General features: G+C 70.1%; 14 protein-coding genes. 9 read left to right on the forward strand and 5 right to left on the reverse strand.

All coding sequences use genetic code 11. The features are described 5' to 3' along the window. The first annotated feature begins 10 nt into the window (after positions 1-10). The 5 genes from FBY35_RS37815 to FBY35_RS28605 are packed head-to-tail and all read left to right on the forward strand — an operon-like array spanning position 11 to position 11,277. The gene (locus FBY35_RS37815) at positions 11-1,339 is read left to right on the forward strand and encodes an acyltransferase domain-containing protein (RefSeq protein WP_142216843.1); all 1,329 of its coding nucleotides are present in this window, start codon (positions 11-13) and stop codon (positions 1,337-1,339) included. Then, positions 1,336-4,755 carry an SDR family oxidoreductase gene (locus FBY35_RS28590; RefSeq protein WP_142216844.1) on the forward strand — a complete coding sequence of 1,140 codons (3,420 nt, stop codon included), beginning with the start codon at positions 1,336-1,338 and terminating at the stop codon, positions 4,753-4,755. The genes FBY35_RS37815 and FBY35_RS28590 overlap by 4 nt, the downstream gene beginning before the upstream one ends. Next, positions 4,752-7,499 (forward strand): KR domain-containing protein, encoded by a 2,748-nt coding sequence (locus FBY35_RS28595; protein ID WP_142216845.1) that lies wholly within the window; start codon positions 4,752-4,754, stop codon positions 7,497-7,499. The genes FBY35_RS28590 and FBY35_RS28595 overlap by 4 nt, the downstream gene beginning before the upstream one ends. Further along, positions 7,496-8,878 (forward strand): cytochrome P450, encoded by a 1,383-nt coding sequence (locus tag FBY35_RS28600; RefSeq protein ID WP_142216846.1) that lies wholly within the window; start codon positions 7,496-7,498, stop codon positions 8,876-8,878. The genes FBY35_RS28595 and FBY35_RS28600 overlap by 4 nt, the downstream gene beginning before the upstream one ends. Next, positions 8,875-11,277, forward strand: coding sequence for an SDR family NAD(P)-dependent oxidoreductase (locus tag FBY35_RS28605; protein ID WP_142216847.1), 2,403 nt, complete (start codon positions 8,875-8,877; stop codon positions 11,275-11,277). Before FBY35_RS28600 ends, FBY35_RS28605 begins: the two co-directional genes overlap by 4 nt. 91 nt (positions 11,278-11,368) lie before the next feature. Here the strand turns inward: FBY35_RS28605 and FBY35_RS28610 are convergent, their stop codons facing one another. Then, on the reverse strand, positions 11,369-11,971 hold the full coding sequence (locus FBY35_RS28610; RefSeq protein ID WP_142216848.1) for a TetR/AcrR family transcriptional regulator: 603 nt from the start codon (positions 11,969-11,971) through the stop codon (positions 11,369-11,371). 244 nt (positions 11,972-12,215) lie between these two features. Between FBY35_RS28610 and FBY35_RS28615 the strand changes: the two genes are divergently transcribed. The 4 genes from FBY35_RS28615 to FBY35_RS28630 all read left to right on the forward strand — a co-directional run bounded on the left by FBY35_RS28615 (position 12,216) and on the right by FBY35_RS28630 (position 21,557). Next, positions 12,216-14,408, forward strand: coding sequence for an MMPL family transporter (locus tag FBY35_RS28615; protein ID WP_142216849.1), 2,193 nt, complete (start codon positions 12,216-12,218; stop codon positions 14,406-14,408). Positions 14,409-14,636: 228 nt separating this feature from the next. Then, positions 14,637-16,430: an ABC transporter ATP-binding protein gene (locus FBY35_RS28620; RefSeq protein WP_142216850.1), complete on the forward strand. Its 1,794-nt coding sequence runs from the start codon at positions 14,637-14,639 to the stop codon at positions 16,428-16,430. Further along, a complete protein-coding gene (locus tag FBY35_RS28625; protein WP_142216851.1) occupies positions 16,430-18,169 on the forward strand; it encodes an ABC transporter ATP-binding protein in 1,740 nt (579 codons plus the stop codon). Before FBY35_RS28620 ends, FBY35_RS28625 begins: the two co-directional genes overlap by 1 nt. Positions 18,170-18,794: 625 nt before the next feature. After that, positions 18,795-21,557 (forward strand): LuxR family transcriptional regulator, encoded by a 2,763-nt coding sequence (locus FBY35_RS28630; RefSeq protein ID WP_160159332.1) that lies wholly within the window; start codon positions 18,795-18,797, stop codon positions 21,555-21,557. An 80-nt stretch (positions 21,558-21,637) separates the two neighbouring features. On the opposite strand, the gene FBY35_RS28635 is transcribed toward FBY35_RS28630, so the two are convergent. From FBY35_RS28635 to FBY35_RS28650, 4 genes are all read right to left on the reverse strand, one after another. Then, on the reverse strand, positions 21,638-22,810 hold the full coding sequence (locus FBY35_RS28635) for a thioester reductase domain-containing protein (protein WP_142216853.1): 1,173 nt from the start codon (positions 22,808-22,810) through the stop codon (positions 21,638-21,640). A 51-nt stretch (positions 22,811-22,861) separates the two neighbouring features. Then, entirely contained in the window at positions 22,862-24,106 is a 1,245-nt protein-coding gene (locus FBY35_RS28640) for an aspartate aminotransferase family protein (RefSeq protein WP_142216854.1), read from the reverse strand. Positions 24,107-24,147: 41 nt separating this feature from the next. Further along, positions 24,148-24,561 (reverse strand): type II toxin-antitoxin system RatA family toxin, encoded by a 414-nt coding sequence (locus tag FBY35_RS28645; RefSeq protein ID WP_160159333.1) that lies wholly within the window; start codon positions 24,559-24,561, stop codon positions 24,148-24,150. A 157-nt stretch (positions 24,562-24,718) separates the two neighbouring features. Then, entirely contained in the window at positions 24,719-25,693 is a 975-nt protein-coding gene (locus tag FBY35_RS28650) for an AfsR/SARP family transcriptional regulator (protein ID WP_142216856.1), read from the reverse strand. Positions 25,694-25,942: the final 249 nt, after the last annotated feature.

The following is a 25,942-nucleotide window of genomic DNA, read 5'->3' on the forward strand; positions in this document are numbered from 1 at the left end:
GAACCTTGCCATGAACCGAGACCTGCACATGAGTGTTGCCCTCTTCCCCGGGCAGGGCGCCTACCGGCCGGGGACCCTCGCGGGACTCTGGGAGCGCGGCGACGACACCGTACGCGACACCTACGAAGAGGTCGACGCGGTCGCCAAGGAAAAGCTCGGCCGCAATGTCTCCTCCACCGTCTTCCGGCCCTCGCCGCCGAGCCCCGCCACCCTGCTGGCATCCGCCCCGGACACCCTGCAACTGGCCGTCTTCACCACCTCCGTCGCCGCCCACCGACTGCTCGCCGAGCGCGGCGCGCAGGCCTCGGTGCACCTCGGACACAGCCTGGGCGAGCTGGCCGCGCTGACCTGCGCGGGCGCGTACGACCTGGCGGACGCCGCGGCCGTCCTCTGCGAGCGGATCTCCGTACTGCGCGAGCACGACCACAGCGGCGGCGCGATGCTCGCGCTCGGCTGCGGGCGTGAGCGTGCCGAGCGCGTCGTGGCGCTGATCGACCATCCCGACCTGGTCCTCGCCGTCGACAACAGCGCGGGCCAGGCCGTCGTCTCCGGCCCCGCGGACGCCGTCGCCACGGCCGCGGCGATCGCCGCGCAGCTCGGCATCACGTCCACTCAGCTGCGCTCCCCGCACCCCTTCCACAACCCGCTGCTCGCCGAGGCGCGGCGGCAGCTCGCCACCCGTATCGCTCCGCTGCGGACCCGGCCGCTCACCGCCCCGGTGTACTCGCCCATCCTGGGCCGCTTCTACCGCGACGGGGACGACCTCGCCGAGTTGCTGGCGCTGCACCTGGTCACGCCCGTCGACTTCCGTACCTCCTTGTCGGCGCTGCATGCCGCCGGTGCGCGGGAGTTCGTGGAGATCGGCGCGGGGCGCGTGCTGACCGCGCTGGTCACCGAGGCGCTGCCCGGCGTGCACGCGGTGGCGCCGCTGGCGGGCCGCGACGACGAGGCGGGCCTGACGGCGGCGGCAGGGGCTCTGCGGGACCCGCTGAGCGGGGACGCGGTGGCGCGTCCGGCCCCCGTGGCTCCTGCTGCCGCGGCGGCTGCTGCTCCTGCGGCGGCTCCGGCTCCGAGCGCTCCGGTCCGGATCGACGTCAAGGAACTGACCAGCCAGGTACGGGCGTTGTACGCCGAGGCGATGGAGTACCCCGACGAGGTCTTCACCGACGACGTGCTGCTGGAGGCGGACCTCGGGATCGACTCCGTCAAGCAGACCGAGCTGCTGAGCAGGCTGGGCGACCGCTTCGGGCTCGGCGTCCCGCCGGCCGGACTGCGAGTGGCCGACTACGACACCTTCGGCAAGGTCGTCGAGTTCGTCGCCGCCGGGATCGCCCCGTGAGCCCGCACCACCCCACGGCAGGTGGGGAACCCGAGTTCTCCGGGCGGATCGCACTGGTCACCGGCGGCGCGGGAAGTGTGGGCCGGGTGATCGTCGAGCGGCTCGCCGAGCGCGGCGCCACGGTCCTGCTCAACTGCTTCCACTCCTACGACTCCGCCAAGGAACAGGCCCGCGGCCTGGTCGAACGCGGCCTGGACGTCAGGGTGGTGCGCGCCTCGGTGGCCCGCCCGGCCCAGGTCGAGCGGATGTTCACTCAGATCGGCGAAGAGCACGGCCGCCTCGACATCCTGGTCAACAACGCGGCGGCGGGGTCGTTCGTCCCCTTCGACGAGATCACCGAGGATCTCCTCGACCGGACCTACGCCACGAACGTCAAGGGCCCCCTGTGGTGCGCCCGCTACGCCCGCCCCCTGCTCGCCGCGGCGCGGGGGCGCGGTGGCTCGGTGGTCAACGTCTCCTCGCTGGGCGCGGTCACCACACCGGCGAACTACCTGCCGGTGGGCGTGTCGAAGGCGGCGCTCGAGGCACTGACCCGCTATCTGGCGGCGGAGCTCGCCGAGGACCTGATCCGGGTCAACGCCGCGTCGTGCGGCCTGATCGACAACCCGGTCGGCCAGATGTTCCCGGACTTCGCGGGCGTGAGCGCGAACACGGTCGCGGCCACCCCGTTGTCCCGCCTGGGCCGCCCGGAGGACCTGGCCGAGGTCGTGCTCTTCCTGGCCTCGGAACGCTCGGGCTGGGTCACGGGCCAGACGGTCCTGGCGGACGGCGGCCTGACCCTGCTGAGGTCGGCAATGTCGCCACCACGGGAGGCGGCGGCTGCCCTCGAGGGTGTTGAGCCCCGGGCGGGGCTCACGGCCGACACCCTGCGGGGCGCCCCGGCAGACCTCGTAATCGACGGTTCGGCAGAGCCTCGGATCGAGACCCGGGCCGACCTTGTGGCCGAGGCCTCCCCGGGCGAAGTGACAAAGCCCCCGGCCGGGTTCGTGGCCAAGGCGCGACCGGACGTCGTGACCGGGACCCGCCTGGGCCGCGAGGCCCAGGCCCCGGCCGGCGCCTCGGCGGACTCAGGGGCACAACCCCTGGCTGGGAACGCGGCCAAGGCCCGGCCGGGCGTCGCGGCCGAGACCCCGGGCGAGGGGCCGATCAAGACCCGGGCCGACCTCGTGGGCCGCGCCTCGGTCGGGGCGTGGGCCGAGGCGGTGGCGGATGCCGTCGTCGAACCGGAGGTGCCGCAGGCCGAGTCGGGCGCGCCCCGCGACGACGAGGCGGACGACGATCCCATTGCCGTCGTCGGCATGGGCATGGCCGTCCCCGGCGCCTCGTCCCCCGAGGAGTTCTGGCGACTCCTCATCGACGGGGCCGAGCTCTTCGTCGACGCTCCCGCCGACCGCTGGGACATCGCTCGCTTCCACGCCACCGACCGCGGCGCCCCCGACAAGACGTACCAGCGCCGCTCCGGCTTCATCACCGGCTTCCGCCCGCACGAGAAGCTGCGCGCGGAGGGCCTGGCCGATGCCGGTCTCGATCACACCGCGCTCTGGCTGCGGCACAGTCTCCACCAGGCGCTCGAAGGGGTACGACGCCACGAGCAGGACCGGTTCTCCTTCTGCGTCGGCTACACCCCGGACGGCAGCCAGCACTTGGAGGAGGCCTTCGTCCTGCGCTCGGCGCTGGACACCCTGGCCGAGGACGGCGACGACGCCGTCGAAGGACCGATCGGCGACGCGCTGCGGCGGCGCTTCAGCCGCGGTGACGACCCGTCGGCCTCGTATCTGCCCCACCGCATCGGCCAGGACGCGATGGCGGGCATCCTGCCGCCCGGCACCCGGGTGCACATGGTGGACACCGCCTGCTCCTCCTCGCTGTACGCGATGGATCTAGGGGTGCGCGATCTGCTCTCCGGGCGCAGCGACATCGCCGTGTGCGGCGGTTCGTTCGCGCTGGCGCCCAGCGGCTCCATCCTGTTCGCCAAGCTCAACGGCCTCTCCGCGGGCGGTGCCGTACGCGCCCTGGACGCCGGCGCGGACGGTGCGCTGTTCTCCGACGGTGCGGGGCTCGTCGTGCTCAAGCGGCTCTCGCGCGCCCGCGCCGACGGCGACCAGGTCCTCGGCATCGTCTCGGCGATCGGGCTCTCGGCCGACGGCCGCGGCAAGGCGATCTACGCTCCCGCCCGCGCCGGTCAGGAGCTCGCCATCGAGCGGGCCTTCGACCGCAGCGGGCTCGGCCCGGACGACGTGGACTGGATCGTCGCGCACGCCACCGGCACCCCGGCGGGCGACGAAGCGGAGTTCACGAGCCTCGGCCAGCGGTACGCCGGTGCCCGGGGGACCCTGGTGACCTCCAACAAGTCGCTGGTGGGGCACTGCGGTTGGGCCGCCGGCGTGGTGTCGGTCATCCACACCCTGCTCGCCCTGCGGCACGGCACCATCCCGGCCCAGTACCGCTTCGAGCGGCTGCCGGACGCTCTGGCCGACGAGGCGGACGGGCTCACGGTGCCGGAGCAGCCGGTGCCCTGGCCCGCCCGTGCGGAGCGTCCCCGGCGCGCCGCGGTCTCCGGCTTCGGTTTCGGCGGCACCAACGCTCACATGATCATCTCCGAGGACCACCGGGGAACGCGGTCCGGCCACCCTGCGGCGCTGCCCGCACCGGTCGGCGAGGACCTGGTACTGGTCGGCTGGTCCTCGCACCAGCCCGGCAGCCCCGACTCGGACGCCGTCGCGGCCTGGGCGGCCGGTCGGGGCACGGATCCCGAGCCCTCGTTCGGGGCGACCTATCCGGTGCCGCCGTTCCAGCAGCTGCGTATGCCACCGCCCACCGCGCGCGCCACGGACCGTACGCAGCTGATGATGGTGCGCTGCATGCAGGAACTGGACGAAGCGGTACGCCAGTTGTGCCTGGACCACCACAAGACCACCGGGGTCGTGGTCGGGCACACCGGCGCCACCCGTAACGCCCTGCTCTACAAGACGCGTGCCTATCTCGACGAGATCGGGCATGCGGTGGCCGGTGCGGACGAGCGGGCCACGACGGCGAAGTTCCTCCAGCGGCTCGAAGAGCGGGCCACCGGCCTGATCGCCGCGCCGACCGAGGACTCCTTCCCTGGCGAGATGCCCAATGTCATCGCCGCCAGACTGTCGAACTACTTCGACCTCCGCGGTCTCAACATCACGGTCGACGCGGGCGAGGCCTCGCTCCTCGAAGCGTTCGACGTGGCGGGTTCCTACCTCGACTTCAGGGAGATCGATGTCGCCCTGGTGGCCGGAGTCAACGGAACGGCGCTGCCCGGCTGGAACGACACGGCGGGACGGAACGCCGCGGAAGGCGCCTTCCTGTTCGTCGTGACCCGCAGGTCGCTCGCCGAAGAGGCCGGTCTGCCCGTGCTGGCCGTCATGGAAAGGAGCGTGGGAGCGTGAGCGCCCCGCGTCAGGGTTCCACCACCCTGCTGGGCGCCGAGGGCGCCCGTGAACTGATCGCGTTCCTCACCGCCCCCGCGCCGTCGCGGTCCGCGGTGATCGAACGCGCCGTACAGGAAGGCGGCCCGGTCCACCGGCTGCGGCTGCGCCACCCGGAGGCTGCTGCGGCGGACGGGGGGCAGGAACCCGAGGCAACGGAACCCGAGGCGAAGGAACCCGCTGCCCCTGCCCGCCCCACCGAGCCGCATCTCCTCGACCGGCATGTCCTGCGGCTGGCGCCCGCGCCCCGTCCGGCTCGCGCCGAGGAGCCGCCGCCGCTCTTCCCGCCCGGCACCGCCGTCCTGACCAATCTCAACTCCGCGCAGCTGCCCGGCGGCAGCACGGTTCTCCAGGACGACGAAACGATCGAGGCCGACGTCCTGCGGGCACGCCCCCGCCATGTGCGCGTCCTGGTCGACCTGTCCTCCCAGGACAAGAACACCGGTCCCTCGGAGCGGCTACTGCGCCTGCACGACAGCCTCTTCCGTACCGCCAAGGCCTGCACCGAACTCCCCGAGCGGCCCGAGTCGTTCGTCGTGCTCGTCCTCGGCGGCATCGACGCGGCGCGGGTGCCCCACCCGTGCAGCGGCCTGTTCACCGGCTTCGCGAAGAGCCTCGCGCTCGAATGGCCGGACTCGTCCGTCGTCTCCGTCGTCCACGAGGCCGCCGACATCGCGTCCGCCGAGGCGGACACCGCGGCCGAGGCAGTGGCCGAACAACTGCTGCCCGTCGTCTCCTTCGCGGGCGGCACCCGGCTGCTGTGGCAGGCCGCCCCGAACCCGGGCCGGAGCCGGCCCCAGCAGCCCGGACCGGACAGAGAACCGGCCCCCTACACGGTGGTCGCGGCCGGCGGCGGACGCGGCATCGGCGCCGAACTCCTCGCCGCGCTGGCCCGCCGCGATCGCCCCCGTCTCCATGTCATCGGCTCCACGCGCCTCGACACGGTGAGAGAGGCCGACGTCCTGCTGACCCGCAAGGACTTCATCCGCACCCGCACGACCGCGGCCGGCGCCGACCGGCTCACCGTGCGGGAGGCGAACGCCGCCTTCGACCGGCTGTCCGCCGCCCGCGAGGTCAAGGCCAACCTGACGGCTCTGGAGGAGATCTGCGGCGCGGGCAGGGTCACGTACCACGCCTGCGACCTGCGGGACCGTGCCGCGGTGGACGCGGTCGTCGGGCGGATCAACGACGCGGAGGGTGGCGGCCACGTCGACCTGCTGCTCAATATCGCAGGGACCAACCGCGCCGCATCGGTGGACCAGAAGAGCCTCGGCGACTTCCGTACGGTCCGCGACCTGAAGGTGCGAACGTACGCCAATCTCAAGGCGGCCTTCGGCGGCGGACAGCCGCGCCGCTGGTGCAACTTCGGATCCTTCGTCGGCTTCACAGGACAGACCGGCGAGACCGACTACGGCGCGGCGAACGACTATTTCAACACCGCTGCCCTGTACGGCAGTTCACGCGGTGCACGGGAGTTCACCATCGGCTGGACGCTGTGGCGGGACGTCGGTCTCGGTGCCACACCGATCATGCGGACGTTCCTCGCGAAGAGCGCGCAGTTCACCGCGATGCCCACGGCCGAGGGGATCGACCACTTCCTGCACGAGCTCGACCAGGCCGAGCACACGCCGGTCACCGTCCTGTTCGGTGACCCGGAACGAGCCGCGATCGAGGCGGCCGTCCCCGGCTATCTGGACTTCTGCCGCACACCGCCGAAGCCGCCGGCGCCCACCGCGCCGGCACCCGCCCGCGCCCTGCCGGACTTCTTCGTCGACGACATCACAGGCCGCGGCCCCGACCGGCTCACCGTCGTACGCACCTTCAACCAGGACCGGGACGCCTACCTCCACGAGCACGTGGTCAACGGTTTCCCGACGCTGCCCGGCACCTTCGTGCCCGAACTCGCTGCGCAGGCCGCCATGCACCTCGTGCCCGGCCGTGTCCCGGTCGTCTTCGAGGACATCCGGCTCGACTCCTTCCTGCGCGTCTACCGGCCGGGCCGCGACGAGACCAAACGCATCAAGGCCCACCTCGTCAGCCACGGACCGCACGAGTCCGTCGTCGACATCGAGGTGACCGGTGACGTGCTGGCACCGGGCGGGCGGCTGCTCGTGAAGGACCGCCGCCACTTCTCCGCCCGCGTACGGCTGCGCGACGAGCACGTCGCACCGCCGCGCTGGGACCACTGGGACGACCAGGGCGCCGAGCGCATGGCCGACCCCTACCACGTGCCCAATCCGGCGGTGCTGCTCAGCGGTGTCTTCGTCTCCACCGCCGACACCCGTACGCATCCCAACGGCCGCCGCGCCCGCTACGTACCCGACCGGCCCGGCATCGAGCGCTGGTTCTCCTCGCTCGTCGTTCCGTCCGTCCTTCTGGACGGCCTGGCCCGTGTGTCGGTCCTGGACCGCAGCGAGGGCGACTGGACTCCCCTGGCCGTGCCGCGCACCATCCGCCGAATCGATCTGTACGGCGGCCACACCGACGCCTCACTCGCCTCCGCGGGCACCGGGGTCGAGCTCTACTCCCTGCCCTCCCGTCTCGATCTCGAGAGCGAGGAGGACAACAGGGCGCTCGCCGTCACCGCGGCCGGAGACGTCGTACTGCAGATCAAGGACATGACCGGCGTCGTACTCGGCCATGTGAACCAGTCCACCGGCGAGTACCGCGAGCGCCGGCGCCCCGCCGAGGAGGCAACAGCGTGACCGAGAAAAACGTGACCCAGGGCGTCTGCCCGGTGACGGGTGCCGGGCCCAAGCAGGTCGAGGGGCCGACGGGCTTCCCGATGTCCTCGCCGGTCATCTCCACCGTGCGGTACGCCGCCGATCCGCCGGGCTTCTCGCTGCGTGCCCAGAAGGACTACGGCACGGTCGTCAAGATCCCGATCCTGCCCCACAATCCGACGGTCCAGCTCTCCTCGCCCGAGGCGATCCGGCGGGTCCTCCAGGGCAATGCCGACAACTACTCCCGTGGCGCCTACTACGAGGCGTTCGAGCTGTTCATGGGCCGGGGTCTGCTCACCCTGGACGACGGTGACTGGCGCGGCCACCGCAAGGTCGTCAACCCCGCCTTCACTCCGAACGCGATCGCCGCGCGCGCGGCGGAGTCGGACGCGGCCGTCGCCGATCTGCTCGACCGCTGGGCCGAACACGCCAGGGCGGGCCGCTCGTTCGACCTGTTCACCGAGTCGATGAAGCTGACCTGCCGGGTGATGGGCCAAGCCCTGGTCGGCAAGGATCTGTCCCAGGACGGCGGCGAGTTCGCCGGCGCGGTGTCCGTCGCGCTGGAGGCGATCTTCAAGAACGTCGGCTCGGTGGACAAGGCGATCCCCTCGTTCATCCCGACCCCGTACCGCCGCAAGGTGGCCAGGGCACGGCGCACGCTGGAGCGCGTCATCGCGGAGGCCGCCCGGAACGTCGACCTCGGTGTGGGCGGCGAAGTGGCCACCCTCATCCGTGAGTCGGACCTGCCCGAGGACGCCCTCTGGGCCGACCTGGTGACCCTCTTCCTCGCCGGTGTCGAGACCACCGCGCTCTCCTTGTCCTGGACGCTGTACGAAATCGCCCGTGACCCGGTGGCCCGCGACCGTCTGGAGGAGGAGACGGACCGCGTGCTGGGCGGCCGGATGCCCACCACGAAGGACCTGGCCGACCTCCCGTACGCCGGCATGGTGGTGGACGAAGGACTGCGGATGCACCCGCCGGTCTGGCAGTTCACGCGCGAGGCGATCGAGGACGACGTGCTCGCCGACCACCACATCCCGGCGGGCACGCCCCTGCTGGTGTCCGTGTACGGCGCGCACTACAACCCCGAGCAGTGGGAGGACCCCGAGCGGTTCGACCCGGAGAGGTTCCGGCCGGGCAGTGCGCCCAGCCAGGACCGTTCGGCGTATCTGCCCTTCGGCGGCGGCCGCCGGCAGTGCATCGGCAAGAGGATGGGGCTCGCGCTGCTCCAGCAGGCGGTCGCCGCGGCATCCGGCCGGTTCCGGCTCACGCTCGCCCGCGAGGACGCCCGCTCCGGCGCGTTCATCACGCTGTTCCCCAAGGGCGGGATCCATGTCACGGCCGAGGAGCGGCACCGATGACGACCACAGATCTGCCGGCCGCCGGCGCGTGGCCCGCGATCCGCCCGCACCTGTCCTCCTTCGACCCGGACGCCTTCGTCCGGCCGGTCGACCGGTTCGTCTGGGAGCCTGTCCACGTCCCGCACACCGGGGCGCGCCAGGCCCGCCCGCTCGCCGGGCGCAGGCTGCTGCTCGTCGGTGAGTCGGCGGACCTGGTCGGCGCCGTCGCCGGGGAGCTGGGCGAGCGCGGCGCGCTGGTCGTCCGTTCCGATCCCGATACGCCGCTGAGCGCGGGCGGATGGGACGGCATCGTCGACCTCAACGTGATGGGCGAGACCTACGAACTGGGCGACACCACCTGGCGGTCGGCGCTCGCCCGCACCACCGAAGCCGTCCGCGGCGCCTACCAGCAGTGGGCCGCCGAGCCGCGCTTCGGCCGCCATGTCTATCTCGCCGTGACTCATCTCGGCGGGCACGCGGGTCACGGCGAGGGACAGGTGCCGCAGCCGCTGGGTGGCATCTGGGCCGGTCTCGCCAAGTGTCTGCCGCGCGAACTGCCCGCCGCAGGCATCGTCGTCGTGGACCTCGACCGTGCGGATGCCGCGGCGATCGCCGACGCGGTGGAACGTGAATACGTCAGCCCCGGGCACTTCGAGGTCGGCTACCGGGACGGCCGCCGCCATGTCCTGGTCGGCCGCCCCGCACCTCTCGGTCCGCCCGGCGAACGGCCTCCCGGTACGGATGACACCGTCCTGATCACCGGCGGCGCGCGTGGCGTCGGCTTCGCGGCGGCCCGCGCGTTCGCCGAGTCGTTCGGCTGCCGCGTCGTCGTCACGGGCCGGGGCGAGCGTCCCGCGGCGAACGAGGTGAACTCCCTGGACGACGAGGAGTTCGCCGCCTGGCGACGGCGGCGGCTCTCCGGTGCCCGTACCCCGCAGGACCTCGCCACGGCCCGGAACGAGATCCGCCGCGCGGACGAGGACCGCACCGTCCACCACAACCTCACGGGGGCGGCGAAGGACGGGCTGCGCATCGACTATCTGCGCTGCGACTGCACCGACATGGAGCAGGTCGAGCGGGCCTTCGCCGCACTCGGTGACGGCCCGCAGTTCGTCGTCCACAACGCCGGCATCGACGATCCGGCCCGTTTCGACCGCAAATCCGCGGACAGCGTGGTGCGTACGGTCGATGTCAAGGTCACAGGCTTCGCAAACCTGGTCGCCGCGATCCTGGCCCGGCCCGAACGCCGGGACGCACTGCGCCTGTTGAGCAATGTCGGATCGCTCGCGGGCCGGATGGGCGGGATGGTCGGCCAGATCGACTACGCGGCGGGCAACGAGGCCCTGGCCCGGCTCGGGTTCTGGGCGCGCGACAACCTCGGCCTGCCCGTGCAGACCCTGTGCTGGCCGACCTGGGAACGCCTCGGCGTGATCGCCAACTACTCTGCCGCCGTCCGCTATGTCTCCACACTCGACCCGGTGGAGGGCGCACGGCGCTGGACCGGGGAACTCGCCTCCGGTCACACCGACGAGGCCGTGTTCCTGGGCAGGATCGGCGCGGTGCTCGCCCCCGGCCAGCTCCGCGGCTTCGGCATGCTCACCGGCCACCCCGATCTGCCCCGGCTCCACGCGCTGGACCATCACCTCGGTGAGGTCGAGGAGTACGAGATCTTCCGGTCGCTGCGCACGACCCTGCGCCTGAACGCCGGTCAGCATCCCTGCCTGTCGGAGGTACGTGTCGGCACGGCCCCGGCGGTCCCCGTCAGTGTCGTGCTGGAGCACGCGGTGGCCGCGGGCGACTGGGTGGTGCCGGAGGGCTGGCCCCTGCTGCATCTGCGCGAGTTGCGCGCGCTGAAGGTCAGGCTCGACGGGCTGCGGTTCGGCGGCGGGCATCTCGATCTGCACCGCGAGGCGCGCGGCGGTTACACCGACGGCGAGTGGTGCGTAGAAGTGACCATTCGCGACCGGGAAGGCGCGGACATCGCGTCGGTGACACTCGTCTACGGTGCCGAGCCCGCCGCGCGGACCGCGGTGCCGGCCGAGGAGGGAAGCCGCGACCGGCCGACAAGGCACGACGGTTGGCTGAGCTGGGCCGGTGTGGTCTTCCCGGAGAGCGGGGCCCGGAAGGCAGGCCCGGGGCTGAGGCTCGACGTGACGCCCGTACTGCCCGCCGATCTGTGGACCGTGCCCTTCCCGCCCGACCCGACGGTCGCACCCGCGGCCGTCGAGGCCATCGTCCGTGAGACGGACCGCCACACGGCACGGGGCGCGGCCGGGACGCTGACGATCCGCCGGCTGGTGCTCAGCCCGGGCGCGCAGCGCGTCGAGCGCCTGTACGCGACGGACGGCCTCAGCTGCTGGGCGGGGACCCGCGAGGGGGTTGGGGTGCTTCTCGCCGAGGGCGTCGGCCTGACGGTGTGACGCCCGCCCTGCCCGCCCTCCTACGGCCTGGCGGCCGCGGGAGGGCGGGCAGGGGAACAGCCCCGCAGGGCGCTGGGCGCACCTCCACCGCTCACTCGGGTTCGGGGCGCCAGCCCAGGACGACGGCGCGCAGCGTGGCTTCGTAGCAGTCGCCGATGTCGAGACCAGGGGGCTCGTTCCCGGACAGCTCCAGCGATACGAGCCCGTGCGCGGAGCCCCAGCAGGAGAGCGCGATGACCTCGGCCGGCGCGTCGGGTGCGAACTGGCCGGCCTTCTGTCCCCGGACCACGGCGTCCACGAGCGGCTGGATGGTGTCTCCCACCTCGCTCTTGCGCTCGTCCGTCGGCTCGTACTCCACGGTGCGGTCGGCGAACAGGATCGCGTACAGGTGAGGATTTGCCAGTGCGTACTCGCGATAGGCGACGCCGAGCCTGATCACATCATTGGCCGGATCGTCGCTCGAATCGACCGTGGCCAGGCGCGCGACGAAGAGCCGGGCCGCCTCCCGGTACAGGCTGTCGAGCAGACCCGCCTTGTTTCCGAACAGCGAATAGACCGCCGTGGTCGAGGTCTTCACATCGGCTGCGAGCCGCCGCAGGCTCAGCGCCGCGGTGCCCCGGTCGAAGACCGTGGCGGCAGCGCGGTTGATCAGCCTGAGTCGGAGTGCTTCGTCGTAAGTCTTGAGCCTGGCCATACGTTAAATGTACCGCAACAGTGTTTTACAAGCCGGGTCGCCCTGCGTAGACACTTCCGGCCTACGCTCCTCGGTAAAAATTCCTCCGTACATCGATGCAGGTCAGAGCACACTTACTCGTGCTCACCCACCGACCACGACGCCCGGCTCCTCCCTGAAGGCGATTGATAACGGTGTTACTGTTGCCGTACCGTCGAAGCCAGGCAAGCAAGCTGCGCTCGCTGACGATCTAGGGAGAGACGTGATGTTCGAGGGGTTGGGGCGGTTCATTCACCGGGGGCGCAAGCCCCTGCTGATCTTCACGCTGTTGTTCGCCGTACTGTCCGGGGTCTATGGCGTCGGCGTCTTCGGCGACATGAAACCGGGTGGCTTCGAGGACCCGAAGTCGGAGAGCCGCCACGCGGCGGCCCTCGCCGAGAAGGCATTTCCCCAGCGGGCACCCGACGCGGTCGTGGTCTACCGCAACGACGACCTGACCGTGGACGATCCGGCGTTCCAGAAGGCGGTCACCAGCAAGGTGAACTCGCTGCCTCGCTCGGTGGTCACCGGGTCGGCCCACTTCTGGATGACCAAGATGCCGGAGCAGGTGAGCCGGGACCGGCACGCGACCTATGTCGCGATGAACCTGCACGGCAGCGACGACAACATCAAGGAAGAGTCCTACAAGGCGATCAAGGACAAGCTGGATCTGCCGGGCTTCAAGACCCTGCGCGGCGGTCCCGTCCCGACGGGCCATCAGGCAGGTGAGGAGATCGGCGAGGACCTCGGAGCGGCCGAGGGCTTCTCCTTCCCCGTGCTCTTCCTGTTCCTGGTGATCGTGTTCGGCGGACTGGCCGCGGCCAGCCTTCCGCTCCTCGTCGGCGGTCTGTCCATCCTGGGATCGATGGCGGTCCTGCGGGTGATCGCGCAGTTCACCGATGTCTCGGTGTTCGCGATGAGCCTGGTCACCGTGCTCGGTCTCGCGGTCGCCATCGACTACGGCCTGCTGATCGTCAGCCGCTACCGGGAGGAACTGGAGCGCGGGCGCACCGGGGCCGACGCTCTCTCGCGTACCGTCGCCACCGCCGGACGCACGGTGGTGGTCTCCGGAATCACCGTCGCGGTCGCCCTGTTCGGAATGACCTTCTTCCCCTTCGCCTTCCTGAAGTCCATGGCGTACGGCGGGGTGGCGGCGGTCGTCCTGTCCGTCTTCTTCTCGATCATCGCGCTGCCGGCGGCCCTGGCGGTCATGGGCCCGAAGGTCAACGCCCTCTCGCTGCGCCGCAAGAAGTCCGCCGCGCAGGCACCGGCGGCTCAGGCACAGGGCGAAGGCGCCTGGTACAAGCTGGCCCACGGTCTGATGCGGCGCCCGGTGGCCGTCACGGTCGTCACGCTGGGCGTGCTCGTCGCCCTCGCGGCGCCGTTCCTGCGGATCGACTTCGGCGCCAACGACGCCCGGCAGCTTCCCAACACCGCTGAGGGCCGCCAGGTTCACAACATGCTGGAGAAGGACTTCGACGGCGACGGCGTGAAGTCCATCGACTCGCTGCTGACCCTGGCGGGCGACGCCAAGTCCAAGGAGCAGGGCGCCGCGCTCCAGGCGTATGCCGACAAGCTCGGCAAGGTGCCCGGCGCGAAGGGCGCGCAGATCACCGGGGCCGAGGGCACGACCGCGCGGGTCTCGGTGAAGTTCGACGGGGTTGCCGTCTCCAGCCCGGCCCGGGACCTGGTGAACGATCTGCGCGAGGTGACACCGCCGCCCGGCGCCAAGGCGTACTTCGGCGGTGAGACCGCGGTGTTCGACGACACCCTGGACGCGCTCGCCGAGACGCTGCCGATGATGCTGCTCTACATCGCCGTCGCGACGTACATCCTGCTGTTCCTCGCCTTCGGTTCGGTGCTGCTGCCGCTCAAGGCGATCGCGATGAACCTGCTGTCGCTCTCGGCGACCTTCGGAATCCTGGTGTGGATCTTCCAGGACGGGCACCTCGCCGATCTGATCGGCTTCGATCCCACGGGCAGCATCGAGCCCAATATGCCGATCATGCTGTTCGCGCTGATCTTCGGGCTCTCCATGGACTACGAGGTGTTCCTGGTGTCCAGGATCCGGGAGCAGTACGACCTGCTGGGCGAGCCCACGGCCGCGGTGGCCACCGGACTGCAGAGCATCGGGAAGCTGATCGCCAGCGCCGCGCTGCTGATGTGCGTGCCGCTCGCGGCCATGGCGACCAGCGGTGTGCTGACCATGACGCTGTTCGGTGTGGGCATGGTCATCGCGATCCTGCTGGATGTGTTCGTGGTGCGGATCCTGCTGGTGCCTGCCGTCATGAAGCTGATGGGCCGGGCCAGTTGGTGGGCTCCGGGCCCGCTGCAGCGGCTGTACTCCAAGTACGGCATCAAGGAGGGCGAGGGCCTTGACGCCCCGGACTCCAGCGAGCGTGTTCCCGTCCCGAGCTGACCGGTCGCCGGTTCGCTTCCGGGCCGAAGTGCCGTGCTCCCCCACGGTACTTCGGCCCGGGCTCGGCGGTCGGCCCCCTGCCGTCGGGCTTCCTCCCGCCGTTCTCGCCGGTCACCGGTGATGTCCGGCACTACGTAACACCCGTCAACGCTTGACGCACCAAGTCGCGCGTCGGGTACAGTCATTCCATCTATTAGACACCGTCTAACTGAGCCTCTGGAGGACCGGATGGCCGCGGAAAAGGCCGCACTTGGCGAGATCCTTCGCCCGATCAAGGGACGGCTACGACTGGCCGTCGCCGCCCAGGCCGTTTCGGCGGTCGCCGGCGTCGTCCCCTTCATCGCCATCGCCGAACTCGGCCGGGTACTGCTCGACAACGAGCCCGACCGCTCCAGCGATGCATGGACCATCACCGCGATCGGCGCGGGCGCCCTCCTGGTGCGGCTGATCTTTCTGCTGGCGTCGGGCGCCATCTCCCACTTCGCGGACAACGAACTGCAGTTGCACATCCGGCGAAGCCTCGTGGACCGGCTCGGCCGCGTGCCGCTGGGCTGGTTCTCCGCCCGTAACTCCGGCTCGGTGAAGAAGGCCGTGCAGGACGACGTCGACGCGATGCACCACATGATCGCCCACTCGGTGCTCGACATGACGGCCGCGACGGTCGTGCCGGTCACCTCTCTGGCGTATCTGTTCTGGGTCGACTGGCAGATGACCCTGGTGACGATCGCCCCGCTGGTCATCGGGCTCGGTCTCTACAGCATCACGATGGCCGGGATGGCGAGCCACCTTCCCGAATACGACAAGGCGATGGGGCGGATCAACGGCAGCGCCGTCGAGTTCGTCCAGGGCATCGCGGTCGTCAAGACCTTCGGGCAGACCCGCAGGGCCCACCAGCAGTTCGCCTCGGCGGCCGACGACTTCTCCTCGTTCTTCCTCAACTGGGTGCGCTCCACGCTCAACTCCAAGGCCGCGGCCGAGATCGTGCTGTCCCCCATCGCCGTCCTGGTGGCGGTCCTCACCGGCGGCGCGGTGTTCGTGACGAACGGCTGGATCGCCGCCGTGGATCTGCTGCCGTTCGCCCTGCTCGGGATCGGCCTCACCGCGCCGGTGCTCGCCCTGTTCTACGCGAGCTACGAACTGCGGTTCGCCAAGGGCGCGGCCGAGCGTGTCAGCGAGATCCTCGCCACCGAGGAACTTCCGGTCTCCGACGCGCCCCGCACCCCGTCCGGGAACCACGTCAGCTACAAGGACGTGCACTTCTCCTACGACGGCAAGAAGGAAGCCGTGGCCGGCGTCGATCTGGAGCTCGCGCCGGGTACGGTCACCGCGCTGGTCGGCCCCTCGGGTTCGGGCAAGAGCACCCTCGCCACACTCCTTCCCCGGTTCGGCGACGTGACCGGTGGCTCGATCACCATCGGCGGCGTCGACATCAGGGAACTGGCCCTGGAGGACCTGTACAGCCGGGTCGCCTTCGTCTTCCAGGACGTCAAGCTGACCCAGGACACGGTCGCCGAGAACATCCGGATGGCACGGCCCGACGCCGATCTGTCCGAGGTGCAGGCGGCGGCCCGCGCCGCATGCGTCCACGATGTGATCGAAGCGCTGCCGCGCGGCTACGACTCGGTGATCGGCGAGGACGCACGGTTCTCGGGCGGCCAGGCGCAGCGCGTCTCGATCGCCCGGGCGCTGCTGGCCGACACCCCGATCATCGTCCTCGACGAGGCGGCGGCCTTCGCGGACCCGCAGTCCGAGGCCAAGGTGCAGGACGCGCTCTCCGAGCTGACCCGCGGCAAGATCGTGCTGCTGATCGCCCACCGGCTGTCGACGGTGGTCGACGCTGACGTGATCGCGGTACTGGACGACGGACGGATCGTCGAGCGGGGCACGCACTCGGAACTGGTCGCCCGGGGCGGCAGGTTCGCGCGGATGTGGCACGCCCACGAGAAGACGGCTCAGTGGCAACCCCACCAGCCCACGTTGATCACGACCGTGAGCGCCGCTCCGGTGGGAGGGAACAACTGATGATCCGCCAACTGCTCAATGTGGTGGGCCCCGAGCAGGGAGCTCCCGTACGCAGGATGCTCGTCGCCCTGGCGGTGGGCGCGGTGCTCCAGGGCATCGCCTTCGCCCTGCTCGTCCCTGTCCTTCAGGCGCTGTTCGGCTCCGATCCCGATTCGGTCTGGCCGTGGATCTGGTCGCTGCTCGGCGTGTCCTTCCTGTACTGCGTGGTCTATTACGACAGCCTGCGCACCGGCTTCCAGGCGGGCGCGACGCTCTCGAGGACCCTGCACCACCGGATCGGTGACCAGGTGGCCTCGCTGCCGCTGGGCTGGTTCGCGCCGGAGAGGGTCGGTCAGCTCGGCCAGCTCGCCACGAAGAGTGTCATGGACATCATGGGCGTTCCGGCGCATCTGCTGCGGCCCCTGGTGACCAGCTTCCTCACCCCCGCCACCGTCGTGCTGGTGATGTACGCCTTCGACTGGCGCCTCGCGCTGGCGGCCACGCTCACCGTGCCGGTGATCGTGGTGGTCTACCGCTGGAGTGCCGGTCTCAACCAGAAGGCCGACGCGGCACGGACCGCGGCGCACGCCGTGACCGGCGGCCGGGTCGTCGAGTTCGCCCAGCTCCAGCCTGTTCTCCGGGTCTTCGGCCGGGGCGGCAGGAACGCCGGTACGCGCGGGCTCGACGACGCACTGCACACCCAGTACGAAGCGTCCCGCAAGGTCCTCGTCACCGGGGTGCCCGGACTGATCAGCTTCGCCCTCGTGGTCCAGGCGGCGTTCACCGTCATCCTGGTGACCGGCACGTATCTGGCCCTCGACGGGGGCCTGGACGTGGCCAAGCTGCTGGCGATCCTGGTTCTGTCGGCCCGGTTCACCGAACCGATCGCCGAGACCGCGGTGCTGGGCTCCACCCTGCGGACGGCGCGCTCCGCGCTCGACCGGGTCTCCGACCTGCTCGAGGAGCCCCAGCTGCCTCAGCAGGACGACCCGCGGCTCCCGCTCGGCAACGCGATCGAGTTCGAGAACGTGTCCTTCAGCTATGACGGGACTCCCGTGCTCTCCGGGGTGTCGCTGGTCATGGAGGAGGGCACGATGACCGCGCTGGTTGGCCCCTCCGGTTCCGGCAAGACCACGGTCAGCAAGCTGATTCCGCGGTTCTGGGACGTGGACTGCGGTGTGGTGCGGGTCGGCGGCGTCGACGTACGGGACATCGATCCCGAGATGCTGATGTCCCGTATCTCCGTGGTGTTCCAGGATGTCTACCTCTTCGAGGGCACCATCATGGAGAACATCCGGGTGGGCCGCCCCGACGCCACCGACGGCGAGATCCGCGAAGTCGCCCGGCTGGCGCGGGTGGAGGAGATCGTGCAGCGGCTGCCCGACGGCTGGGACACCAAGGTCGGCGAGGGCGGCGCCCTGTTGTCCGGTGGTGAACGGCAGCGGGTTTCGATCGCACGGGCGATCCTCAAGGACGCACCGATCGTGCTGCTCGACGAGGCGACAGCCTCGCTCGACCCGGAGAACCAGCAGGCGGTCCAGGAGGCACTGAGCCATCTCACCGCCGGCCGGACGCTCCTGGTCATTGCGCACAGGCTGCAGACCGTGGCCGCCGCCGACCAGATCCTGCTGCTGGACGACGGCAGGATCGCCGAGCGCGGCAGGCACGAGCAGCTGATCGCCGCGGATGGCCGGTACGCCGACTTCTGGGCGGAGCGGAGTCGCGCTCAGCGCTGGCGGCTGACCCGTCAGTACTCCTGACGGATATTCAAATCAGCCACCGTGCACGGTCACTTGTCCCCGGTCCGAGGCCGGGGACGAGTGACATCCGGACCCGGTCGCGAAGGAGGCCCCTCCCCCCTCAGCACGGCAAACGGAACCCTCCAGCAGAACCCATGGCTTGAAGTCCCCTCAACCGGAACGGCGTCTTTCAGGATGTCAGAATTGCCGGTCCAGATTGCCGCTCCCCTGCCGCGCAGGACCCGAATGCCGGAACCACCAGGCAATTCCCCGTCTGCCGCCCCCGCCAGAATCATTCAAGTCCCGCTTGCAACATGCCGGTCTATACTTGTAATCGTCCTGATGACCCACCAGGTACGGATGACCAAAAAGCGGCGCTGATTTTCGGCCGACCCGGGGAGCAGAGTAGTTGAAAAAGCAGCTTTCACCCTGGTTACAGGCACATTAATCGGCCAAGACTTCACGTCACCTGAGGGTCCCGGGGCATTCATCGAAGGGTGCTGACATTCTTCCTGCGGGGGCTTGAGAACATATGTCAACAGATGTTGTTTTCCACTGGCCAATAACTGCACGAGATACCGAACTCCACGCCGTCGAAAGCGCCCTGGGGCGGGGCAGCGGAGCGATTCTGGTAGGCGGCTCCGGCGTGGGCAAAAGTCTGCTCCTCTCCACCGCACTGGAGCGAGCCGCCGACGAAGGCCGGACGGTCCTGTCCGTCGGCGGAGCAAGCTGGAACAGCGGCACACGGGCCAAGGGATTCGGATCGCTCGCCGAATGCCTGGAGTCCGTCGAGCCGTCCACGCTGGGCGGCGCCGCGGCCGAGCGCCCGGTCGTCGGCATCGACGACGCGCATCTGGTCGACGCGGCATCCGGCCACCGCCTCCACCGCCTCGTCGCGGCGGGACGCCTCAGCGTGCTCGCCACCAGTCGCAAGGACGCGATCACGCCGGCCGGCATCGACAAGCTCTGGGTCGACAGGCTCATAGACCACGTCGAAGTGGCTCCGTTCGACAGGGCCGCGCTGGGCGACGTCCTGCGCGCCCGCCTCGGCGGCCACACCGACACCTCCACGCTGGAGCGTCTGTGGGCAGCCACCCACGGAAACGCGCTGATGCTGCGCGAACTCATCGAGCACTCCCTCGAGGACGAGTCGCTGCGCTGCCTCAACGGAACCTGGGTCTGGCAGGGCCTGACCGAACGCCCCGGCAAGCGACTGTCCGACGTCATACGGCTCGGACTGCGCGATCTCAGCCACGACGAGAACGAACTCGTGAACATGCTCGCCGTCGCCGAGCCGCTCGAGGTCGACATCGCCGCCGCGTCGGGCCTCGCCCACGCGGCGGAGTCGCTCGACCTGCGCGGCATCGTGAGGGTCGAGCGCACCGGGGCCCGCGTGGACCTGCGGCTTGCGGTTCCGCTGAGCCGCGTGGTGGTCGCGTCCCGGATGTCCGACCTCACCGCGCAGCGGCTGCGCCGGCAGGTCGCCGACGCCCTGGAACGTACCGGCGCCCGCCGGGTCGAGGACGTCCTGCGCATCGTCTCCCTGCGGATGGAGGCGGGCATCGTACCCGAGCGGGACCAGCTCCTCGCCGCGGCCCGAACCGCGCTCCAGCGCCGGGACTTCTCACTCGCGGAACGCCTGTGCCTGCTGGCGCTGCGCGACACCCCCTCGAAAAGCGACTCGGCGCCCTACCGCCCCGTGCCGGACTCCGTGGAGTACGGAACGGACCTGTGCCACGTGGTGACCCGCGCCGCCCGGAGTTCCGAGCCCTCGGACTGCATCCGCGCCGCGCTGCTGCTCGGCCAGGTCCTGGTCGGCAAGGGATCCCACCAGGAGGCCGAGGCCGTCCTGGCCACGGCGCTCGAATGCGGGGTCGACGTGCCGCACGCCGAGTACATCGCCGCGGTGCACACCCGGGTCATCAACCTGGCCTGGAGGCTGCGGCGGGTGCCGGACGCCGGTGCCGTACTGGCCCACGCCATCAAGGCCGTCGGCTCCGAGCAGGCGGGAGTGCTGCACGGCAGCCGCGCCATGATCGCTGTGATGTCCAACCGGCTGCAGGACGCCGTCGCCATCGGTGACACCGTGCTGGGCGCCCAGACCGCCGGCCTTCCCGTCGCCCAGGCCCTGGTGCCCGTCGTCGCGTTCGCGCGGACCGAACTCGGGGACCCCGCGGGCGCCCTGGAGCTGCTGAACAGCTATCGGGACCTCTCGTACGACTGGGACACCGACGCCCTGGTCCTCCTCGACGCCGTCGCCGCACGCTGCTCCTACCTCTCGGGCAACCTCCAGGAGGCCGCCGAAACCCTGGACGCCCCGCGCCGCTACGACTCCACCGACCGCTGGCCCGTACTGGTACAGAGCATCATCGCCAGGTCCAGGCTCCTGCGGCTGCTGGGTCAGCCCGAGCGTGCCGTCGTTCTGCTGCGGCAGTCGATCGCCTTCGACACGGGCCACGAATGGCCGGCGACGCGGGCCTGGCCGCTGGCCCAACTGGCGGGTGCGCTCGCCGAGTCGGGGATGCACTCAGAAGCCCTTCGCACCCTCGTCGAGGCCCGCCTCGTCCAGCGCGAGGCGGTCTCGCACCCGATCGCCGAGGACGAGATCGCGCACGACCGCGCGCTGGTGCTCGCCCACACCGGGGACTTCTCGGGAGCCGTGTCCCAGGCCGTCGAGCTGGCCGAGGGCGCGGCGGCCTCGGGCCGCACCGGCACGGCGGTGATCGCGCTGCATCTGGCGGCCCGGCTCAAGGAGAGCGCCGCGTGCCGCTTCCGCAACCAGGCACGCGAGCTCGCCGCGCAGAGCACCGGGGGCCTGGTGCGGGTGATGGCCGATCACATCCAGGCGCTCGCCGAGGCCGACGGCAACGCGCTCTCCAAGGTCGCCAAGCAGTTCCGCGACATGGGAGCGCTGCCACTCGCCGGCGAGGCCGCCGCGCAGGCTGCGCGCGCGTACCGGGCATCAGGCCAGCGCCGCAAGGGCCGTGAGGCCTGGGCGGCCTGCCAGGACATGCTCCGCGCCTGTGGTGGCGCCCTGCCGCCGTGGATGGTGAGCGAGAGCCGCGGCGAGAGTGACATCGCGCCGCTGACCCCGCGGGAACGCGAGGTCGCCGCGCTCGCGGCGACGGGTCTGTCGAACCGTGACATCGCGAACCAGCTGGTGGTCTCCGTACGCACCGTGGAGAACCATCTGCACCGCATCTACCACAAGTTGGGCATCACCGCCCGCAACAACCTCAAGCAGGGTCTGGAGCAGGCGACCACGCAGTCCGACGGCACGAACCGGACGGCACCGATGCAGCTGATCCGCTCGGCAGAGCCCGGATCTCCGGCTCCGGAGATGAAGGACTCCGACCGGCGCACGCCCCGTCAGTCCGTCCTCCGGTTCGTCGACCGGCCCGCCTCCTGAGGTCCGGCGGCACTGAAGGGCCGCTGACATGACGGTGTCCCGCGAGGTTCCTCGCGGGACACCGTCGTTTTGTCAGCAGTTCACAGAACCGGGTCCGGCAGGACGTCATGACGGACGAAGTACGCCACATAGGCGGCGAACACCTTCTCGTCGATGTCCGGGCATTCGACCCCGGAGCCACTCAGGAACTCCCGTGTGTCGCCGTCGGCGAATTCCGCGACCTCGACCTTCTCCAGATCGACGATCATGGCCATCAGCGGGTACATGGAGTTGTGGATGTCGGCCGAAATGCCCTTCATCCACTTGATGATGCTGACTTCCTTCAGCTCGTAACCGGAGCTGCGGATGAGGCCCAGAATCTCGTCGGAGTCCAGCGAACCGGGGCTCACCTCGTGGAACGCCCTGCCGATGGACGCCGGGTCCCGGGAGATGGCGACGATCGCGGCGCTGACGTAGTCGACCGGCACCATGTTCATGTCGAGGCGGAACTTGCGCGGATACAGACCCGCCTGGATGGATCCCTTGATGAACCGCCAGACGAAGTCGTTCGGCTGGCACGCCCCCGTCCGCGTGTCACCCCACACCTGGCCGGGGCGGTGGATGGTCGTCGGGACACCCCTGCGTCCGGCCTCGCGGACGAGCTGCTCGGCAACCCACTTGCTCTTGGTGTACCCGAGCGACAGCTTCTCCGGCGGGCCGGTGGGGTCGGCCTCACGCCTCGGTCCCAGGGATGCCTTGGGCTCGAAGACGCCCGTGGTCGACACATGGTGCAGGGCGGCCTTCGCCGCGCACGCGAAGCGCAGGATCTCGTGAGTACCGTCGACCGTCGACTTGCGCAGCCACTTGTACAGCGTCAGGAAGTTGACCTTGGCCGCGGAGTGATAAATGGCGCCGATACGCCCGGCCACTTCGGCATAAGCGGGCTCATCCATACCGAACCGGGGCTTCGTCACATCCCCGGGAACGATCCTGACCCGGTCCAGATCGACATCGTCGATTTCGTACGTATCCAGGTTGGCCTTCAGCCGGCCGAGTCCCGCTTCGGCGTCGGCGGCTCGCACCAGACAGTGCACAACAAGGCCGCGCGCCAGCAGGTCCTTCAGCAGAAATGCCCCGAGAAAACCGGTCGCGCCGGTGAGGAACACTTCGGATACGGTGTGCGGATCCGGAGCCGTGAAACCGGTGATGTCTTCGTGCAGGACGACATCTTCGGCGAACTCCTCGGTGACTTCTGAATGCGTGAGCGAAGTCATCAGTTATCTTCGTTCCTTCCCCGGGACATTCGTCCGGTTCGGTGCCGCGGGCTATGCGCCGGCGGCGGCCTTTGCGATCGCGCCGGCGAGAAGCGACAGCGCCTCTTTCACGTCCTCGTCGGTCGCGACGATCGGCGGGAGCAGCCGCACGGTCGTCGGACGGCTGATGCAGGGCGAGACCACCAGACCGCTCTGGGCGAGTCCCGCGAGTACGTCGCCGGACAACTCGGGCGAACGAAAGTCGATGCCCCACAGCAGTCCACGGCCTCGCACGGCGACCACGATGTCGCTGTACTCCTCCTGGATCCGCGCGAGACCTTCCGCCATCGCCGCGGCGACGCGGGCGCCGTCCTCGGCGTGCAGCTCGATGGTGTCCAGCGCCACGGGAATCACCGCGGTGCCCAGCGGATGACCGCTGAAGGTGGCGGTGTGCTTCATCGGGTCGCTCAGCAGGGGCTGGAAGAGCCGGTCGTTGCCGACCGCGGCGGAGACCGGGACGACGCCGCCGCCCAGGGGCTTGCCCAGCAGTACGGCATCCACCGCCAGCCCCGCCTCCAGCGCCACGGACTTGGCGCCGCACCGCCGCAGGCCGACCTGGATCTCGTCGGAGATGACAAAGGCACCGTGCTCGTGGGCGTCGGCGCACCACTGCGCCAGGACGGCCTCGTCCAGCACCTGCACACCGTTCTCGGCCTGTACGGGCTCGAAGATGACGGCCGCGACGTCCTGTTCGGCGATGACCCGGGCAACCGCCTCGGGATCGCTGGGGTCGACATGGACGACGCCCTGGAGCAGCGGCTCCAGACCCGTCCTGAAGCGTTCGTTGTGGGTCAGAGCGAGGGCGCCGAGGGTCTTTCCGTGGAAGGCTCCGTCGACCGCGATGACGGTCATCCGGCCGGTGGCCATACGGGCGAGCTTGAGGGACACCTCGACGGCGTCCGCCCCGCCGCATCCGAAGTAGACCCGGTTCAGGGCTCCTCCGAAGTACTCCGTCAGGCTCTCCGCGGCCAGCGGGCCCACCGGGCTCTGGACCGTCCTGGTCGACGCCGGCATCACGTCCAGCTGGCTGCGTACGGCGTCGACGATCGCGCTGTTGCGGTGCCCGAGGAGCGCGACGGCGTACGAGCCGAAGTCGAGGACGGAACGGCCGTCCGAGAGGGTCACGCGGCAGCCGTCCGCCGAGGACTCGACGGCACCCTGCCCGGAGAATTTACCGGCCACCGAAAGCGCCGGAGAAAAATGCCGCTTCACGCGCCGGAAGGTTTCCTTGGCGTCGCCCGAGCGAAGGTCACTCATTGCTACTCCTTCTGGAGGCTCTGGTCCTGGATGCCCTGGCCCTAGAGGCTCTGGCTGACAATTCCGGCCTGGTAGCCTTCCAGCGCCTTGGCCACCGCGGGATGAATCATTTCGGCCACCATCGGCAGACCGATGTCGAATTCCACGTTCAGTTCGAGGCCGACTCCGTCGGTGTCCTCGACGACCTGCCAATAGCCCTCGTAGTGGGCGAGATCCCCTTCGGTCTGGCGGAACTCCAGACGCCGCCGCTCGACGTCGATGACGTCCTCCTGGTCCCACTCCATCTCGGAACCCTTGAGTTCGACCACCCAACTGCTGGTCCGGCGGCCGTCCTCCTCACCGGTGATGGTCACCTCGTTGACGCCCTCCATGTACGAAGGGAACGCCTCGCAGTCCAGAAGCACCTTCCACACCTGGTCCGGTGTCCCGGCACTCTTGTGAGTTGTGTGCAGCACGGCCACGGAAATCTCCTCTCAGAAATCGAATTCCCGCTCATCAGCTCATCAGCGATTCGCATCGTAGTTTGACGCGCCACTCACCTGGGCATTCAAATGCCCATATCTGACACGCAATTGACAGACTGACAAACGAGTCCGGCCCAGCACCCGGAGTTCACGCGGAATCCCTGCGCCGGGCAGGGAAGCGTTCCTCCACCAGTGCCATGAGGCGGTCGAGTTCCGAGCGGAGTGTGTGCTGTTCGGAGGTCAGCTGCTCGACCCGTCGTCGCAGCCGCAGAAGTTCGAGGCTGGCCGCACCCTCGCGGTGGGCGCTCTCGCCGTCGCCGTACTCCTCCGCCACCGCGTGCTCGACCGTGCCCTGCGCCTGCCACCGGCTCCCGGCCTCGTGGATCTGACGTACGGGCGCGGTCAGCACCGGCGCCGAGCCCGCAGCGACCTCGGCGGTGCGCCGTCGCCGTACGGTGTCGCGCACCGTACGGGCCTCCCCCGGCCGGCCACTGCGCTGGAGCGAGAGGGCCAGCTGGTCGCGGAAGCGCTCCCGCAGAGGGTGGTCGGCGACCAACTCCTCCAGTTGGGCGATCACTTGACGGTGCTGGCCCATCCGGAGCGAGGCGTCGCACAGGTCCTCCAGCGCGAGCAGCCGCTCCTCCTCCAGGCGGGCGGCGACCCCCGCGCTCAGCGGTCCGTGCGAGCCGCCGGCCAGCGCGGGTCCGCGCCACAGCTTGAGGGCCTTGCGCAGCAGCACACACGCGGAATGCGGATCGGACTCCAACTGCCGCTGCGCCCGCGCCACCAGGAGCCGGAACTGCACACTGTCGAGTTCGTCGGGCCGCGCCTGCAGCAGATAACCGGAACCCCGCGCGACAAGCCGCGGCGTATTGGCCCGGGAGGGCTCCACCTCGATCAGCTGCTGCCGCAGCCGGGACACGTGCGCCTGTAGTGCGTTGATGGCCTTGTCCGGTGCGTTGTGTCCCCAGAGCTCGTTGATCAGCGCTTCCGTGGGCACCGGAGACCCCATCCGGACCAGCAGCGCCCCCAGCAGCACCCGCTGCTTGGGACTGGTCAGCTGGACGCTCCGTTGTCTGACCTCGTCATAGATCTCGGGAGTCCCCAGTACACGGAATTGCATCCAAACCTCCACGGTCGTCGCGCGCTGCACCGCGCGGCACCATGAGCTGACCACGCGCCCGGACCCCGGTTCATGAGTACTCAGGTACTCAAACCCTTTTCGCGTCCCCAGTCTGCGGCGTCCCGACCCGGCGTGGGACGGCCCCCGGGCGGGGCGACGGCCAGGTGATCAGGGGCGGCCACAAGGTGAGTAGCCAGTACTCAGGCATGCGCGCGGGGGCGCGTGGTGGTGTGGACCCTGAGCACCTGA

The organism is Streptomyces sp. SLBN-118 (assembly GCF_006715635.1).
GTDB lineage: Bacteria > Actinomycetota > Actinomycetes > Streptomycetales > Streptomycetaceae > Streptomyces.

Coding starts and splice junctions, on each gene's coding strand:
- FBY35_RS28605 (WP_142216847.1), top strand. CDS start 8,875: ATGACGACCACAGATCTGCCGGCCGCCGGCGCGTGGCCCGCGATCCGC.
- FBY35_RS28620 (WP_142216850.1), top strand. CDS start 14,637: ATGGCCGCGGAAAAGGCCGCACTTGGCGAGATCCTTCGCCCGATCAAG.
- FBY35_RS28635 (WP_142216853.1), bottom strand. CDS start 22,810: ATGACTTCGCTCACGCATTCAGAAGTCACCGAGGAGTTCGCCGAAGAT.
- FBY35_RS37815 (WP_142216843.1), top strand. CDS start 11: ATGAACCGAGACCTGCACATGAGTGTTGCCCTCTTCCCCGGGCAGGGC.
- FBY35_RS28650 (WP_142216856.1), bottom strand. CDS start 25,693: ATGCAATTCCGTGTACTGGGGACTCCCGAGATCTATGACGAGGTCAGA.
- FBY35_RS28640 (WP_142216854.1), bottom strand. CDS start 24,106: ATGAGTGACCTTCGCTCGGGCGACGCCAAGGAAACCTTCCGGCGCGTG.
- FBY35_RS28610 (WP_142216848.1), bottom strand. CDS start 11,971: ATGGCCAGGCTCAAGACTTACGACGAAGCACTCCGACTCAGGCTGATC.
- FBY35_RS28615 (WP_142216849.1), top strand. CDS start 12,216: ATGTTCGAGGGGTTGGGGCGGTTCATTCACCGGGGGCGCAAGCCCCTG.
- FBY35_RS28625 (WP_142216851.1), top strand. CDS start 16,430: ATGATCCGCCAACTGCTCAATGTGGTGGGCCCCGAGCAGGGAGCTCCC.